At 42.0% G+C, this 17695-nt stretch carries 14 protein-coding genes and 3 pseudogenes; 6 read left to right on the top strand and 11 right to left on the bottom strand.

The genetic code is table 11. The annotated features are described in order from the left end of the window. Positions 1-49 precede the first annotated feature (49 nt). Positions 50-808 carry a 1-acyl-sn-glycerol-3-phosphate acyltransferase gene (locus tag NXX38_RS15800; RefSeq protein ID WP_004297350.1) on the top strand — a complete coding sequence of 253 codons (759 nt, stop codon included), beginning with the start codon at positions 50-52 and terminating at the stop codon, positions 806-808. A 99-nt stretch (positions 809-907) separates the two neighbouring features. Here NXX38_RS15800 and NXX38_RS15795 read toward each other — a convergent pair. The 3 genes and pseudogenes from NXX38_RS15795 to NXX38_RS15785 form a co-directional block, all read right to left on the bottom strand. Then, positions 908-1385 (bottom strand): annotated as a pseudogene (locus NXX38_RS15795) (polysaccharide deacetylase). 165 nt (positions 1386-1550) lie between these two features. Further along, positions 1551-3188 (bottom strand): hypothetical protein, encoded by a 1638-nt coding sequence (locus NXX38_RS15790; protein WP_234132000.1) that lies wholly within the window; start codon positions 3186-3188, stop codon positions 1551-1553. 160 nt (positions 3189-3348) lie between these two features. Then, complete coding sequence (locus tag NXX38_RS15785; protein WP_074637391.1) at positions 3349-4083, bottom strand: DUF4369 domain-containing protein; 735 nt, start codon at positions 4081-4083, stop codon at positions 3349-3351. Positions 4084-4240: 157 nt separating this feature from the next. On the opposite strand from NXX38_RS15785, the gene NXX38_RS15780 reads away from it, so the two are divergent. The 3 genes and pseudogenes from NXX38_RS15780 to NXX38_RS15770 all read left to right on the top strand — a co-directional run bounded on the left by NXX38_RS15780 (position 4241) and on the right by NXX38_RS15770 (position 9835). Continuing rightward, positions 4241-5485 carry an anaerobic sulfatase-maturation protein gene (locus tag NXX38_RS15780; protein WP_148366161.1) on the top strand — a complete coding sequence of 415 codons (1245 nt, stop codon included), beginning with the start codon at positions 4241-4243 and terminating at the stop codon, positions 5483-5485. Between the two features lie 32 nt (positions 5486-5517). Continuing rightward, positions 5518-7676 (top strand): annotated as a pseudogene (locus NXX38_RS15775) (S46 family peptidase). Further along, positions 7677-9835 (top strand): annotated as a pseudogene (locus NXX38_RS15770) (S46 family peptidase). 86 nt (positions 9836-9921) lie between these two features. Here the strand turns inward: NXX38_RS15770 and NXX38_RS15765 are convergent. Both NXX38_RS15765 and NXX38_RS15760 read right to left on the bottom strand, forming a co-directional pair. Continuing rightward, complete coding sequence (locus tag NXX38_RS15765) at positions 9922-10104, bottom strand: type II toxin-antitoxin system HicB family antitoxin (protein WP_004297339.1); 183 nt, start codon at positions 10102-10104, stop codon at positions 9922-9924. Continuing rightward, the gene (locus NXX38_RS15760) at positions 10101-11228 is read right to left on the bottom strand and encodes a glycosyltransferase family protein (RefSeq protein ID WP_258980113.1); all 1128 of its coding nucleotides are present in this window, start codon (positions 11226-11228) and stop codon (positions 10101-10103) included. The genes NXX38_RS15765 and NXX38_RS15760 overlap by 4 nt, the downstream gene beginning before the upstream one ends. 169 nt (positions 11229-11397) lie before the next feature. Between NXX38_RS15760 and trxA the strand changes: the two genes are divergently transcribed. Beyond that, positions 11398-11697, top strand: coding sequence for a thioredoxin (gene trxA, locus NXX38_RS15755; RefSeq protein ID WP_004306008.1), 300 nt, complete (start codon positions 11398-11400; stop codon positions 11695-11697). A gap of 17 nt (positions 11698-11714) precedes the next feature. After that, positions 11715-12179 (top strand): thioredoxin domain-containing protein, encoded by a 465-nt coding sequence (locus tag NXX38_RS15750; RefSeq protein WP_234132002.1) that lies wholly within the window; start codon positions 11715-11717, stop codon positions 12177-12179. 109 nt (positions 12180-12288) lie between these two features. Here the strand turns inward: NXX38_RS15750 and NXX38_RS15745 are convergent, their stop codons facing one another. The 6 genes from NXX38_RS15745 to NXX38_RS15720 form a co-directional block, all read right to left on the bottom strand. Beyond that, on the bottom strand, positions 12289-12924 hold the full coding sequence (locus tag NXX38_RS15745; RefSeq protein WP_004312035.1) for a SagB/ThcOx family dehydrogenase: 636 nt from the start codon (positions 12922-12924) through the stop codon (positions 12289-12291). Between the two features lie 94 nt (positions 12925-13018). Further along, complete coding sequence (locus NXX38_RS15740; RefSeq protein ID WP_004297333.1) at positions 13019-13579, bottom strand: NADH peroxidase; 561 nt, start codon at positions 13577-13579, stop codon at positions 13019-13021. Positions 13580-13601: 22 nt separating this feature from the next. Continuing rightward, positions 13602-14030, bottom strand: coding sequence for a Fur family transcriptional regulator (locus NXX38_RS15735; RefSeq protein ID WP_195649053.1), 429 nt, complete (start codon positions 14028-14030; stop codon positions 13602-13604). A 289-nt stretch (positions 14031-14319) separates the two neighbouring features. Further along, on the bottom strand, positions 14320-14793 hold the full coding sequence (locus NXX38_RS15730; protein ID WP_148366153.1) for a lipocalin family protein: 474 nt from the start codon (positions 14791-14793) through the stop codon (positions 14320-14322). A 20-nt stretch (positions 14794-14813) separates the two neighbouring features. Next, the gene (locus NXX38_RS15725; RefSeq protein WP_148366152.1) at positions 14814-15587 is read right to left on the bottom strand and encodes a DUF1573 domain-containing protein; all 774 of its coding nucleotides are present in this window, start codon (positions 15585-15587) and stop codon (positions 14814-14816) included. Between the two features lie 12 nt (positions 15588-15599). Further along, complete coding sequence (locus NXX38_RS15720) at positions 15600-17693, bottom strand: subtilase family N-terminal domain-containing protein (protein WP_217721519.1); 2094 nt, start codon at positions 17691-17693, stop codon at positions 15600-15602. Positions 17694-17695 lie beyond the last annotated feature (2 nt).

The raw sequence follows: 17695 nt of genomic DNA, 5'->3' as shown, positions 1-17695 counted from the left end.
TCTTTTTTACCAATAATCATGTATATTTGCAGGATAAAAATCCAACCCTATGAAGATACTGTATTATATTTATCAGATTTGCATCGCTTTGCCTATTTTATTAGTGTTGACCATCCTCACGGCAATCGTCACTATTGTAGGTTCTCTCTTGGGAGGAGCCCACATCTGGGGATATTATCCGGGGAAGATTTGGTCACAATTAATTTGTCTGTTTCTGTTGATTCCCGTGAAGATTGAGGGACGTGAAAAGTTGCATGACAAAACGTCCTATATTTTCGTACCTAATCATCAGGGTTCATTCGATATTTTCCTTATTTATGGCTTCATCGGAAGAAACTTTAAGTGGATGATGAAAAAAAGCCTGCGTAAACTGCCGTTTGTAGGAAAAGCCTGTGAAAGTGCAGGACATATCTTTGTAGACAGATCCGGCCCTAAAAAAGTATTGGAAACAATCCGGCAGGCAAAAGACTCATTGAAAGATGGGGTTTCTCTCGTTGTCTTTCCTGAAGGAGCGCGTACATTTACAGGACACATGGGATACTTTAAGAAAGGAGCCTTCCAGTTGGCGGATGATTTACAGCTGGCGGTTGTACCCGTCACCATTGACGGCTCGTTCGAAATTCTGCCACGCACAGGCAAATGGATACACCGTCATCGCATGATTCTGACTATTCATGAGCCTATTCCTCCCAAAGGGAAAGGAATGGAAAATATCAAGGCAACCATGGCAGAAGCCTACGCTGCGGTTGAAAGTGCCCTGCCGGAACAATACAAGGGAATGGTGAAAAACGAAGATCAAGACCGATAATCAGTACATAATATTTATATAAATATGAGGATGCTCACGCACCCCCATATTCCTAACCAGTTTTATGCATCAAACTATTAAATTAAGAAATTCAGATATTTAGATGTTTTGCAAGGTTATGGTTTGGTTTGACATCATTTGTAATTCTTGAAAAGTCAAATTAAAACTTTTATAAATTTCCTTTTCTAAATTCTCTAATGGGAAAGATTCATTTCTGACGCCATTAATCTTCCCTCTAAACCGATTGTTATAATGCTTGCGGAATGTATCCGGAGTAACCAGACCTCCCAAGCCATAATCCCCCCACTACAATCACCGGCTTTCGGCGCAATACCCCTTCGTAAGCGGTAATTCCCGCACCAATAATCAAGTCGGCTTCTTCAATCAGTTTACCGATTTCACTCTCGGAGGATATATAATCCACCTGATACTCTGAATATTTACTTAATAGAACTCCTATCCTTAACCTGGTGCGAGAATTAGCTATTCCGACAACAATGCTGACTTTTTGTTCTATTAACTGCAATTCGTCACCTCTCAAAGAAGAAGCGGCAGATAATTCATTAGGATTTTTCATATAGCTATTTGGTTTTTGTTGTGTCAAAAGTACGGCATGCATCCGAAAACACAAAAAAAGTCACCCGGACAAAATCAGCGCGCCTGATTTTCCGTAAACACCTACATTTCAATAAAATACAGACTATCGTTCTATTAATGACCCGGACAATTCATTTTTTATTTATCAAAAGTCCCTTAAAAACACATTCAAATCTTCTTGTGGAGAAATGCCTAATCGACCTTTCAGCCTCCCTTTTGCTTTAGTGACAGAATCGGAAGAGGTCTGAAAAATACGTGCCAGTTCTTCATTGGTCAGTCCAAATTTAAGAAAGCAACAGATCTCAAGATCATGTTTAGTCAATAAAGGAGTTTTGTCAAGCAACCGGGTAACGTAATTAGAATAGAGTAAATCAAACAGGCTAAACAATTTATAGCGTTCTCCATTAGACAATTTGCCTCTTAAGGTTCCCTCTTTGATAGCAAGCAGCAGACGAAAAGCGGATATGTACTGTTCAGAAGAGGGTCCGACAGTTAATTCTCCTCCCAGTTCTTTCAACAGTCCCGATAAGGTTTTGTTCTGCATACTCAAAAGAACAATCTTTCCATTCAACTCGCCTACCTTCATTCGATTTTCTTCCAGTATGCGGTTCTCTTCCAGTACTTGATCTTTCAACTCCTGAATTTCTTCCATCTCCTGCTGGTATCGCTTTATCTCCTCTTCATTATCTCTAATCTGGGATTCGATTTCGGCAATCTTCTTCCTGTGATTCTTACTTTTATAGTAGTAATAACACATATAGAAGGCCACAATCAGGAAAATAACCGTACCGCAAAATATAAAAACCGTACGGTCCACTTTCAGTTGTAAATTATCATTCCGGAGCTTCTCGTTCTCGTACTGCTTTTGCAGTTCTGTTATCAGCTCCTGCGAATCGACTTCATCCAATACATTCACGATAGAGTCCGCTTTTTCATGGTAGATAATCGCTTCCTCAAAATTATCAATATCTTTTTCCAGAAAGTATAAATTGTTATATGCGTCAATACGGGTATATTCTTTAGAAGAATTGATACTCATCTTAAAATATTTCCGGGCGTTCTCTACATCGCCCATCTGTATATACAAATAACCGAGAGACATACACTCCACGTATTTCCTTTCTTCATCCGTTTCTTTTTCATAAGCAGCAAGAAAATAGCGTTCTGACTTTTTCAGTTCTCCCATAGAACGGCACAGTATCCCCAACTCATGTAAAATGGAAACTTCAGACGAATATTGCTTTTCCCTGGCTAGTGCTAAAGCATTAATATAATAGAAATAACAGCTATCCCATTTATTCTGAAACAAATAAGCCCGGCCTATATTTTGCCCGGCTCTGACAAGACTCAAAGAATCTTTCAACTCTTCATAGATTGTATATGACTCCCGAAAATTCTCCAACGACTCCTGATACAATTTCTTTTTCCGGTTAATCATCCCTATCTCATCAGTAGCCATTGCAAACATCTTACAACATTGAATATTCCCGAACATTTCTTTTGCCGAAGACAGGAATGTCAAAGCCTCTTCATCTTTGCCCAGTTCACGCAACACTCTTCCATAATAATACTGTGCTTTAGCACGTGTTGCGGAGTCACCACGCTCTACAGTATAGTAATTCAGTGCCAGTGCAATCAATGAGTCAGAAGTAAACTTCACATAGTTCCGATCCATCGCCTGCGTCAATAAAAGTGCATAATCCGCCTGCAACTTTCCACGTAGTTTTTCAGTATGAGGTATTGACTTTAATAGATACAGAGCTGTATCCGGAAGAGATTCCATGCACATTTCGATCCTCCGGAATGCCACATCAGGGGCCTCCGAATCTCTATGACAAGAAACCGATAAGACTAAAATAAAAAAAGAAAGCGGCGTATACCGGAACAGTAGTCGTTTTCACTTTACTTGAGTTTTGTGCAAAAATACACAAAAAACTCAAGTATTACTTATTTGTTGAAGCATTTTGTTCCAATCGTTGATGTTCTTCTATCAACTTCATGTTTTCTCTTGCTTTAGACAGGAATTCTCTAACCAGCTTATTATCTTTAAAAGAATAAGGAGCATCCTTGATTATATCATCAATTTGCGGAGTCATAATCGGATAAGGCAAAGAGCTGCAGAGCATCATAAACACACTGGGTCCCAGCACATTTTCATAATTATCGGAGATGAACGTTTTTACATACTGATTCATCGCTTTCATCAGTGAGTCTCCTTCCACCACCAACTGACCGTGAATTTCATCCAGATCGCCTCCATCCAGTACCATACGGGTTTCCTTCTGCTCCAGTTCACCAATGCTTTCTTCCAATTGGTTTCTTTTGCTGATAAACTCATACAGTGCATTATTTAAAGATGTTCCGACTGCCTTGAGGTCCGTATTGCTAATGGTAACTGTTATCTTCCCACTTTCCAGCACAATCGGCATAATGCTTTCTTCATCCATGTAAAGTGTCACCATCTGTACGGAATCTATTTTCCCTTTCATTGAGAACAGACCATGCACTACTTCAGCTGAATCCAGCTTCACCCACTCTCCATCCCGAAGGGATTTAAGATACAGCATCTTTCCATCCAGACTATTCACTGAAGAGGTTCCTTCAATCTTGTACTTACTGGTGCAGGAAGCAAAAAACGGAAGCAAAAGTAAAAAAGGCAAAATTTTATTCACGTTCATCTATTCATTAAATTCTGGGTACAAAGGTACAACTGATTCAGAATTCAAAGAAACATTTTATCAATATTTAAATCTTGTAAGACTCTTTTCTTTAATAATCCTTATAAACATAGGTACAAGGCTCTTTTTTTCATTTAGTTTATCTAATTTTGCAGTCATGAAAACATCAACATTTGCCCCTTTTGCCAAACCGCTTTATGTAATGGTAAAGCCTGTAGGTGCCGTATGTAATCTAGCATGCGATTACTGCTATTATTTGGAAAAGGCCAACCTATACAAAGACAATCCGAAACACGTAATGAGCGATGAACTTCTGGAAAAGTTTGTCGACGAGTACATTAACTCACAAACCATGCCACAGGTGCTTTTCACCTGGCACGGAGGAGAAACGCTGATGCGGCCGCTCTCCTTCTATAAAAAGGCAATGGAACTACAAAAGAAGTATGCCCGCGGACGAACGATCGACAACTGCATCCAAACCAACGGAACCATGCTCACCGACGAATGGTGTGAATTCTTCCGTGAAAACAATTGGCTGGTAGGAGTCTCTATCGATGGTCCCCAGGAGTTTCATGACGAGTATCGTAAAAACAAAATGGGAAAACCCTCTTTTGTGAAAGTGATGCAAGGCATCAATCTTTTGAAAAAACATGGGGTGGAATGGAATGCGATGGCAGTCATTAATGACTTCAATGCCGACTACCCACTAGACTTTTACCATTTCTTTAAAGAAATCGGTTGCCAGTATATCCAGTTCGCTCCTATCGTTGAACGTATTCTCTCACATGAAGACGGTCGTCACCTCGCTTCTCTTGCAGAAAATAAAGCCGGAACTCTTGCTGATTTTTCGATCACCCCGGAACAATGGGGTAACTTCCTTTGTACTCTTTTCGACGAATGGGTGAAAGAAGACGTAGGCAAATACTACGTACAAATATTCGATTCGACTTTGGCGAATTGGATGGGCGAACAACCTGGTATATGCACAATGGCAAAGACCTGTGGTCATGCCGGTGTGATGGAATTCAACGGAGATGTTTATTCTTGCGACCACTTTGTATTCCCCGAATATAAATTAGGTAACATTTACAGTAAAACTCTGGTGGAAATGATGCATAGCGAACGTCAGCACAATTTCGGGAACATGAAATATCAGTCTCTCCCTACTCAATGCAAGGAATGTGAGTTCCTATTTGCCTGCAACGGAGAATGCCCGAAAAATCGTTTCAGCCAAACGGCTGAAGGCGAACCTGGGTTAAATTACTTATGCAAAGGGTATTATCAGTTCTTTAAGCATGTAGCTCCTTACATGGACTTTATGAAAAACGAACTGATGAATCAACGCCCGCCTGCTAATATCATGGAAGCACTGAAAAACGGAGATTTAAAAATTGAATACTAACCAATCATATATTGTAATTTTATCATTTAATAATGAACAGATTAAGACTTTATCTATTAGCGCTGACCGCGCTTTTTGTATGTTCCGTTAGAGCGGATGAGGGTATGTGGCTATTGCAACTGATGCAACAGCAACACTCCATAGACATGATGAAAAAACAGGGATTAAAACTGGAAGCACAAGACCTATATAATCCGAATGGCATTTCTCTTAAAGATGCTGTAGGTATATTCGGAGGAGGGTGTACCGGAGAAATTATCTCACCCGAAGGTTTGATTCTAACCAATCACCACTGTGGCTACGCTTCCATCCAACAACATAGTAGTGTTGAACACGATTATCTGACTGACGGTTTCTGGACTACTTCCAGAGACAAAGAGCTCCCTACTCCGGGACTGAAATTTACATTTATCGAACGTATCGAAGATATTACGGATATTGTCAATGCTAAGATTGCGGCGAAAGAAATCACCGAATCCGAATCATTCAGCAATATATTCCTTCAAAAGCTGGCGCATGATCTTTATTTTAAAAGTGACCTGGCAGACAAAAAAGGAATTGTTCCGCAAGCTCTTCCGTTCTATGCCGGAAATAAATTCTATCTTTTCTACAAGAAAATATATCCGGATGTACGTATGGTAGCCGCTCCCCCTCTTCTATCGGTAAGTTTGGCGGTGAAACAGACAACTGGATGTGGCCGCGTCATACCGGCGACTTTTCCATGTTCCGTATTTATGCAGATGCAAATGGTGAACCGGCAGAATACAGCGAGAGCAACGTCCCACTGAAAACCAAGAAACATTTGTCTATCTCTATCAAAGGATTGAAAGAAGGAGATTATGCAATGATTATGGGATTCCCCGGAAGTACGAGCCGCTACCTGACTGTATCAGAAGTAAAAGAACGTATGGAATCGGAGAACGATCCACGTATCCGTATTCGTGGTGCACGTTTGGCTGTCCTGAAGGAAGTAATGAATGCCAGTGACAAAATCCGTATTCAGTATGCTAACAAGTATGCAGGTTCCAGCAACTATTGGAAAAACTCCATCGGCATGAATAAAGCCATCATCGATAATGATGTATTAGGAACAAAAGCTGCACAAGAAGCCAAATTCGCAGAGTTTGCAAAAGCACAAAACAATGCTGAATATGCAGCAGTAGTGAAGAATATTGATGACCTGGTAGTTAAGACAACTCCTCTCAACTATCAGTACACCTGTTTGAGAGAGACTTTCTTCGGAGCTATCGAATTTGGCAATATTATGTTGGCTAAAACACGCGAAGCATTGCTTGAGAAAAACGATTCTGTAATCGAAGCACGCATGAAAGCCTTGGAAAGCACTTACGAAAGCATCCATAACAAAGATTACGATCATGAAGTAGACCGCAAGGTAGCGAAAGCCTTGTTCCCCTTATATGCTGAAATGATTCCGGCAAACCAACGTCCTTCTATTTATAAGGTTATTGAGCAGAAATATAAAGGCGATTATAACAAATTCGTTGATGATATGTATGACAACTCTATTTTTGCCAACCGGGCAAACTTCGAGAAGTTTACAAAGAAGCCTTCAGTGAAAGCGATTGACAATGATCTGGCACTGCAATACTGCCAGTCTAAATACGACTTGATGGATACACTGGCTTCCCAACTCAAGGATATGGATAAAGAATTGGCTTTGCTACACAAAACTTATATCCGTGGTCTGGGTGAAATGAAGTTGCCTGTACCTTCTTATCCGGATGCAAACTTTACCATTCGTCTGACCTATGGTAACGTGAAACCTTATGATCCGAAAGACGGCGTACACTACAACTACTATACGACCACTAAGGGAATTCTTGAAAAAGAAAATCCGGAAGACCGTGAATTCGTTGTACCTGCCAAACTGAAGGAACTGATTGAAAAGAAAGATTATGGCCGTTACGCTTTACCGAATGGTGATATGCCAGTCTGCTTCCTGTCGACCAACGACATCACCGGTGGTAACTCCGGTAGCCCGGTACTGAATGAAAACGGAGAACTGATCGGTTGTGCTTTTGATGGCAACTGGGAATCATTAAGCGGTGACATCAACTTCGACAACAACCTGCAACGTTGTATTAATTTAGATATCCGTTACGTCCTGTTCATTCTGGAAAAATTAGGAAACTGCGGACACCTGATCAACGAAATGACAATCGTAGAATAAATGAGAAAACAAATCCTATTTGTCCTATTTTCACTGGCAACTCTTAGCATCCACGCCGACGAAGGCATGTGGATGCTAACCGATCTGAAAGCACAGAACGCTATTGCCATGCGCGAACTTGGTCTCGAAATTCCGATAGAGGAAGTATACAACGCAAATGGTCTTTCTCTAAAAGATGCTGTTGTACACTTCGGAGGAGGATGTACGGGAGAAGTTATCTCTTCCGAAGGACTGGTACTGACTAACCATCACTGTGGTTATGGAGCTATCCAGCAACATAGTAATGTAGAACATGACTATCTGACAGATGGTTTCTGGGCTATGAACCGTGATGCGGAACTTCCTACTCCAGGATTGACCGTCACTTTTATCGACCGTATTCTCGATGTGACCGATTACGTCACCGAGCAACTGAAAAAAGATCCGGACCCGGATGGTGTTAACTATCTATCACCAAGTTATCTTGGCAACGTAGCAGAACATTTTGCCAAAGCCGAGAATATAGAAATAACTCCTGCAACAAAGTTGGAGCTCAAGGCTTTTTATGGAGGAAACAAATATTACCTGTTCATCAAAACAGTGTATAGTGATATTCGTATGGTAGGGGCTCCTCCTTCTTCCATCGGTAAATTCGGAGCTGATACCGACAACTGGATGTGGCCTCGTCACACAGGCGACTTTTCTCTCTCCGTATTTACGCGGACAAGAATGGAAAACCGGCAGAATATTCTAAAGACAACGTTCCTCTGCAAGTGAAAAAACATCTGAAGATCAGCCTCGCCGGAGTTCAGGAAGGAGATTTCACCTTTGTCATGGGATTCCCCGGACGTAACTGGCGGTATATGATTGCCGACGAAGTGGAAGAACGGATGCAAACGACCAATTTCATGCGCCAGCATGTACGCGGAGCCCGTCAGAAAGTACTTATGGAGCAAATGCTGAAAGATCCGGCAGTGCGTATTCATTATGCAAGCAAATATGCTTCTTCGGCCAATTATTGGAAAAATGCCATCGGCATGAATGAAGGACTGATACGCCTCAATGTACTGGATACCAAACGTGCACAGCAAGAAGAACTGTTAACCCGCGGCCGTGAAAAGGGAGATGATTCGTATCAGAAAGCCTTTGATGAGATTCGCTCTATTGTATCTCACCGACGCGATGCGCTATATCATCAGCAGGCTATCAATGAAGCATTAGTCACTGCCCTTGATTTTATGCGTATTCCTTCCACGACAGAATTGGTTACCGCTCTGAAATCGAAAGATAAAGAGCAGATAAAAGAAGCAAAACTAAAACTGAAGAAAGAAGGAGATAAGTATTTTGCTTCTGTCCCCTTCCCGGACGTAGAACGGATGGTAGCCAAAGAAATGTTGAAGACTTATGCCAACTACATTCCGGCAGAACAACGAATCAACATCTTCGAAATCATCAATTCCCGTTTCAAGGGAAGTATTGACGCCTTCGTTGATGCCTGTTTCGAACATTCCATTTTCGGCAATCCTAAAAACTTTGAGAAGTTTATCAAGAAACCAAGTTTGTATAAAATAGGATATGACTGGATGGTATTATTCAAATATTCTGTTACCGACGGAATTCTGAAAACAGCCATTGCCATGAAAGAAGCCAATCAGAACTATGACGCAGCTCATAAAATATGGGTGAAAGGCATGATGGACATGAGACAGGAAAAAGGAATGCCGATTTATCCGGATGCGAACTCTACTTTACGGTTAACATACGGCCAGGTGCTTTCTTATGAACCGGCTGACGGTGTGGTTTATGACGCTCATACCACCCTCAAAGGTGTGATGGAAAAAGAAGATCAGGGAAACTGGGAATTCGTAGTGCCTCAAAAACTAAAAGAACTATATAACTCCCAGGATTATGGACGTTATGGCAAAAACGGTGAAATGCCTGTCTGCTTTATCGTAAACACCGACAATACAGGAGGAAACTCCGGCAGCCCGGTATTTAACAGCAAAGGGCAGTTGGTAGGAACTGCTTTCGACCGCAACTTTGAAGGCTTAACAGGCGACATTGCTTTCCGTCCTTCATCGCAACGAGCCGCTTGCGTCGATATCCGCTATACCTTGTTTATCATCGATAAATATGCGGGAGCCTCTCATATCATCAATGAACTTAGCATTGTTGAGTAAATTGAGAGTTGAGAATTAAAAATTGAGAAATATGATGCCAGATGGCATAACTTTTATTTCTCAATTTTTAATTCTCAACTCTCAATTTATATAAATTCTTCCACCATATACATCTCGTCAATCATCTCATTCATTATATTCTGTAAATTCTGAACTGCTTCTTCAGGAGATTCCCCATAAGCATTACATTGCATATTTACAGTCAACCAGGCATAATAGCCACCATCTGATGCGCGTTCAAGCACATAATCCGTTCTGTTTAGCTTCATATTGGTAAATAATTAGTGAATGTTGGTATTGAAGTTATTTCTGAATGTGAAGCTGCCGGTTTCTCCAGTTCACGGATCATCCGACGTTCACAGCTGCGAACCCAATAAACGAAATGACGGTTCGGAGTATATTCTCCTGCAAAGCGAAGCAGCGGCTGCAAATCAAAGGAATCACAGATTATTCCTGCCCCCGCTTTCATTGCATCATAGGCATTGCAGTCTTGTTCAATATGTGCCGGAACCATTAATACAGGTTTTCCAAGATACATTGCTTCGCAAATGGACTCGAAGCCTGCCGTACTGGCATAAGCCTTGCAACCCGCCATCGCATTAAGAAACTTCACATCATCTATTTGATGGAAACTCAATGTTTCGTCAATCCGTGTCACCTCTTCGGCATCCGATCTATCCCAGAAAAAAGTTAAAGGAAGTCCCGGATGCTTTGCATGAAAGTTCTCTACGCTATCGGCAAACCCGGAATTAACCATATATCCATGAATATAATCACCCTCTTCCGGACGGATAGCTGTCACTTCCGGACGAATCAATGGAGGAACGGTCACTATTTGATTCATATCATCCTGTTCCATTTCCAGAAAAGACAAAGCCAGTTTCTTCGAAGATCTTAGAGCGGTCATCCGGGTAAAGAAACGCAGCATCCATAACTGGCACGAATTTTTATCCGGAAACTCGAAATCACGATGTAAAAACAAATACTGATGTCCAACACAAATATACGGAACGGAGGGACGGAAGAGTGCATAGGTAAGTCCGGTTAAAAGTTCGTAGAAGTTGATGACGACTTCCGCCCCTGTCTCCCTGATCCGCTGATTTATATAATACATGCTACGAAGATACTCCGGTAATCTTAATAAATTGTATGCAACGCTTTTCGTCAGGTTCGCCCGTTTATTGTCTGCTGTAGGCAGAAAGTTCGGACTAATGAATCGCTTCACCGGTGCATGAATACTCCGATTGAAAAATCCCGGCAAAGTACGTGTCGAACTTTTCCCGACCAAGACTTCCACTACTTCATGTCCATTGCGCAATAACATTTCTTCGAGGGTGATTGCCTGTGTAAAATGCCCTCTCCCCTCACCTTGAACAATAAATAAGAATTTCATAGTTCCATTATTTTTAGATACGCAAAGTTCCCTCTTTCACATTACAAGATGATGACTCCCTGATTACTATTTCATGAACAAAATCTGCTTTTTCTCGTTATATTAATAAAATAGAAAATCTATTTGCGGTCTTCAAAGACTGCTTTTTAACTCTAAGAAAGAAAAGATTATGGAAAAATTTGAAGATTTAATACAGTCACCAGTGCCCGTTTTAGTTGATTTCTTTGCAGAATGGTGTGGACCTTGCAAAGCAATGAAACCGGTTTTAGAAGAACTAAAACTTATTGTGGGAGATAAAGCACGTATTGCAAAGATAGACGTTGACCAGCATGAAGACCTGGCTACTAAATATCGCATACAAGCTGTACCGACCTTTATACTGTTTAAGAATGGAGAGGCTGTCTGGAGACATTCCGGTGTAATCCATAGTAGCGAACTACAAGGGGTTATCGAGAAGCATTATACATAAAAAGATAATAATAACGAATGAAGAAAGTATTAGTAATGGTAGCCCTCGTCATGATAAGCGTGATTGTATACGCATTCAACGACAGTAGGGAAACTAATCAAGGTGAAAAAGAGGTAACAGGTAACGGTGAAGTCGTCGTAATGGACAAAGAAATGTTTCTGAAAGACGTCTTCGATTATGAGAAATCAAAGGAGTGGAATTATAAAGGTAATAAACCCGCCATCATCGACCTATATGCAGATTGGTGCGGACCATGTCGCCAGACAGCTCCTATCATGAAAGAATTGGCAAAGGAATATGCCGGAAAAATTGTCATCTACAAAGTCAATGTAGATAAACAAAAAGAACTGGCAGCTTTATTTAATGCAACAAGTATTCCATTGTTTGTATTCATTCCCATGAAAGGAGATCCACAGCTTTTCCGTGGAGCTGCTGACAAGGCAACTTACAAAAAAGCGATTGATGAATTTCTCTTGAAGTAAAGAAGAAAATATAGTGACGCTATCCGGTCGGGATAGTAACGCTATACTAGGAAAAGAGTGACGGTATCCTTGCGGGATACCGTCACTCTTTTGTATATCTTGCCAATCCTTATTTGAAGTATCCCACAGGATGATTCATCATTGGCATTTGGCTATCTTTCAATTTCAAAACTTTCTTCAATTGTTCATTGTCCATCGAGGCGCGTGGCACTGTTGCTATGTTAGCAGCGGAACAGAATATTGAAATATTTTGAGAAACGATGCCGGAATCCATAGCGCCCATCAACTGGCTGCGTGCACTCTTCGCATCTCCAAATCTGGAAAGATCACTGATTAACACCAAAGACACCGGAGCTGTTTTCACAAATGCCTGTCCACCGGCTACTGCTCCACGATGATCTCCTTCAGCAACCAGAGTCAACTGGTGATTTTTAGCATCATACAGATAACTTCCTTCAGGTAATACTACATATACATCCACATCCTGCTTATTCAACGCTGACGGAGCTGTTCTCATTCCAGATTCCTTACGGTTTATCCCATTAGCAGCCCATAACAAATCAGACAGATCCGACAAACTCAATGATTTAGAAGCATACTCGCGAGTTGAATGTCGTTCAGACAATGCCTTCATCACCGCACCGGTACGGTTTAAATTAGGCTTCGGCAATTTAATCACTTTATCAGCAGCAAAAGCAGCAGCCGAAAGCATTAAACAAACTAACAATAGTTGTACTTTTCTCATAACTGTGGTATTTAAAAATTGATAGACAAATATAAATAAAAAAGGTCTGTATTCGTTGCAGAATACAGACCTTTTAAGAGTTTATTAGGCTTAATTATTTCTTATCACCGAAATAACGGTTGTACAATCCTTCAAAACCTTTACCATGACGAGCTTCGTCTTTGCACATTTCATGTACAGTGTCATGGATAGCATCCAGATTCAGAGCTTTAGCACGAGTTGCGATACGTTTTTTATCTTCGCATGCACCTTGTTCAGCATCTTTGCGCTTCTGCAGGTTTGTTTTAGTATCCCACACGCAGTCGCCCAACAATTCTGCAAACTTAGCAGCATGTTCAGCTTCTTCCCAAGCGTAACGTTTGAAAGCTTCAGCTACTTCAGGATAACCTTCACGGTCTGCCTGACGGCTCATAGCCAAATACATACCAACTTCAGTACATTCTCCCATGAAGTGATTGTTCAGGTCCTTAATCATTTCTTCGTCACAACCTTTTGCCACACCAATAACGTGTTCGTCAGCAAAAGACAATGCGCCACCTTCTACCTCAACCACTTCTACGAATTTGCTGGCAGGAGCTTTACACAAAGGACATTTTTCAGGAGCTGCGTCACCTTCATGAACGTAACCGCATACAGTACATCTAAATTTTTTCATTTTCTTCTCAATTTTAAATTAATTAGTCAATACGTGTTTCTTTATCTTTACTTAAGCAATTCTTGCAAATACCTTTATAATAATAATGAACTTCTGATACCTGATGACCATCCATGTCTACATTCTCCACTTGTTTTATGGCTTCCGGGCATTTCAAATCATAAATGTGTCCACAACGCCTGCACAAAAAATGAGAGTGTACGGAAGTGTCAGCATCAAAGTTCGTATTCTTCTCATCAATCGTAAGCATCAAGGCCGCTCCTTGTTCAGAAAACAATTTCAGAGTATTGTAAACCGTAGTTTTTGAAAGTGTCGGCATCGAAGGAGATAGTGCAGTATATATATCATCAGCTGATGGATGAATCGGATTATCCATCAGATATTCCATGATAGCGATACGCTGCATGGAAGGCTTGATATTATGCTCTAATAATCGTTCATATGATTTCATTATCTCTTCCTTCTTTTCAAAGTTGTATTCATTACAATTATAAATTTAATGCAAAGATAACGAGTTATTTGGAATTATCAAATAAATTCCCATATTTTTGGCGTATTTTTTTAAGAATATTATTATTGAAAACCTATTTTCCTTTTACTTACCATCCATTTGCATGACAATAAAAGATCAGCAATTTTTTTGTTTAAAAATACCCCTCACAAAAGAGTTTTGTGAGGGGTATTTATATTTCGAAAAGTTTTATATACTCCTTTTCTGTTAAAGAAGCTAAAAATCAATTTTATTCGTCCACTTTTACTTCCGCTATAATTTCGTCCGGCACTTTGTTACAACGCACATATTTGCTCACGTCGCTATCATCATCTTTTGCCGTCCAGACCATAGAGCCAGATTCCTGCAAATCGGTTACGATATAATCGTGATTCCACTCTCCATTGCCGAAATCGTAGTCTCCGCTAAGCACGTAGCCCAGATAAGGGTCGTTCTTAATCTTGAAAGAACCGGTGATGCAACGTGCGTACATACTGTCGAACTTCTGGTACATTTCAAAAGTGAGTTCCTTGCGGTTAAACTTTATGTAGCAATAGGTACCTTCCGCCAAAGGCTGCCCGTTCCATTCGGCAAGTTGCCATACTCCGTTCAGATTGGCAGCAGTGACCGGCAATGTAGGAAGGGCTGTATCTTCATCGTCATCACAAGATGAGAAACAAAGCACGAAGGCGAATAAAGCCATTAATTTGAAAATATTCTTCATGTCTTCTTTTTATTTTATCGTTATTTAATACGGTTTACTTTAATATTCAATGTCCGTTCCGACGGTTGCCCCTCCACTCCTTCTATCACAAGCGGAAAGGTAAATGAACTGCCTTTATCCGCAGGAATCAGTGAGCTATCTATCGTAACCACTATATCGGCTTCACTACCCGGAGTGATCACTTCCGGTTCCGTACGGAAAGCAGCGAATGCCGGAAGCTGGGAAGCCGACAAGCGTAGTGGTTTGTCGCTGCTGTTACCGCACAGAATTCGTTCCGAAAGACGCTTTCCAGCAGCCACTTCGCGAAATTCCATCCGATTTTGTTTCAGCCTCAACTTTCCCATTACATATGGATAGCGCGCCCATTCATCCGCTCCGGGAAGCACATTTCCTCTTAAGGTGAGGCGTGCCGCCGGCAGACTGTCCGAAGAAGCCAGATAGATGAAAGCATTCGTGTCGATCGTTCCCGGATGATTCTTCGGAGTGTAAGTCAATGCTATCACTCTTGTTTCGCCCGGAAGAATCTCTCCCATACGGACATCAGCCGCCGTACAACCGCAAGTTGTCTTCACACAGGTGAGCTTCACGGTTTTACCGCTTACGTTCGTGCAAGTGAAACGGTAGGTCTGCGGAGCATCGTCTTCGGTCAGTGTACCGACATCCAGCACCGTCCGGTCGAAACGCAGAATTTCTTCCTCCTGCAGAACGGAACGGACATTCCGGGCTTCTACCGCCCGGAACGGTCCGACAACCGCACAACATATAAATAACCGTATCCAGATAATGGGTTTCATTGAATATCAAAATTACATCCAACCGTTGTCATTGGCTTTTTTACGAACTGTGACGGTGATTGTTTGCTCCGTTCCATTGCTTACTTTCACCGTGATACGGGTCGCTCCGGTTTTTACGCCGGATACCTCCATCAGCGTACCTGTTACCTTTACCGTAGCAATAGCTGTATCAGCAGATGTACAGGTATAAGTCAGGTTCTCGCCATTTACAAAGTAGGAAGCAAGGTCTACCGTCGATGTTGCTGCTTCTGACACATATACGTTAGGCACTACCATATCCGAACCGCTGCCGTCGATTTTGTTCAACAACTCTCCGGCGTTTGCCAGTCCCTCACCCATCTTGCCGACGTATCTCGACAACTCTACTTTCGTAGCGGAAGCTCCGTGAGTAAGATGGTTACGATAGAACCTTTTCACTGCTCCATTACTATAATAGGGATCCAGCGGCTTCGCTGATTTTTTCAGCAGTTCCACAAACTCGCTTGCCTTAAAGTGACGACGCAACTTAACGGCATACGACAATCCCAGTGCAGCTACTCCCGATACATGCGGGCAAGCCATAGACGTACCGTCCATATATCCATAGGCAGGCTGACCGTCCTTTATCAATGTGGAGAGAATAGAACCGGAATGAGCACCGTCTATTTCTTCCCATATTTCAGGATCATTCTCTCCCACCGGATTATAATATTCCGTATCACCGCCCGGAGCTGAGATCGTGACTTCCTTACCATAGTCGGTATAAGAAGCCGGAGTAAAGTCGGCAGCCACCGCACTTACTGATATGCATTTAGAGTAAGCAGCAGGGAAAGAAGGCATAGCCGCATATTCATTGCCGGAAGCGAAAATTGCCAGACCACCGTCGATCACCCCATTGGGAGAACCGGCATTGTTGATAAAGTAATCCAATGCTTCTTTTTCCAGCGGATAAAGTTCCGACCATTCTTCTTCCGAACCCGGACCCGGAGTATATCCGTCTACCAGACTTGCCAAAGCAGAGTTGTAACCCCAGCTACATTGCAGGATAACAGCGCCATTATCTGCCGCATATTTGATAGCCCGCGCCTCACCATCCAGACTCACACCATACTCACCGGAAAACACCTGACACGACATTATCTTCACGCCCGAATTAGGTGTACCGTCGCCACCGGCGATACCGCAGACGCCTTCGTGATTGCCGTTCATAGCAGCAATCGTACCGGCAACGTGTGTGCCATGTCCCGAATCGTTGATATCCTGCCATGTAATAACAGGCGAATTGCTTACGAAGTTGTAACCGTACTGATCATCCTCATAACCGTTACCGTCGGCATCTTTACCGGCATACAATTTTTCGCCTTCGTTAATCCAGATATTATTTATCAAGTCGGGATGAGTATTCATGACGCCTTCGTCCAGCACGGCAACAATAATAGACGGGTCACCCGTACATTTCTTCCATGCTTCCGCACAACCGACATCACATCCTGCTTTCGAACCATTCTGCAGTTCATTCTGATTATCAAATGCATTAACTCCGCTGTTGATATAATGCCATTGATACGACAGACCGGGATCATCGAATATGCTTTCTGTTTTCCCCGCACGCGTAGTTGCCTTTTGTTTCAAAGCGCTTTCGCTAATATAAGTGCGATAGGATTGTTTCTTGTAAGCACGTTGAATGCGGCTGTTTGCCTGTACTTTGGAAACTTCGCCCAACTGACTGAGCCGGCGGGCTGCTTCTTTCACATCCGTATTTTCATCAAACTTCACCCGATACCACAGATGCAATCCTGCGGTGCGGGTCCGTTCTTCATTTCTGGGATCTACCGGAAATATACGTTCAAAATGATAAGCCCCCAGAATAGCCAACACCTCGTCGGTAGAAGGAATCCCGGAACGGGTCATAGCTCCCCCGCTTCTGGTAGCAACCGCAAGAGTCCGGTCAAGGATCTCCGTCATTGCCGGGTCGAACTTTATCAGCAATTCACCGGAAGTGACATCCGTCGGAAGTTGGACTTCCGTCCCCCCTGTCGGGGTGGACGGTTGTTCAATCAGCTCTTGTTCCGAGCAGGCAGTCAGCGTCAAGGCAAACAGTGCTGTATATAAGAATTTATTCTTCATTG

The sequence above is a fragment of the Bacteroides sp. BFG-637 genome (assembly GCF_024793605.1).
Lineage (GTDB): Bacteria > Bacteroidota > Bacteroidia > Bacteroidales > Bacteroidaceae > Bacteroides > Bacteroides vicugnae.
Note: the sequence above shows the minus strand (reverse complement) of the source record. Positions and strands in the feature narration are given on the sequence as shown.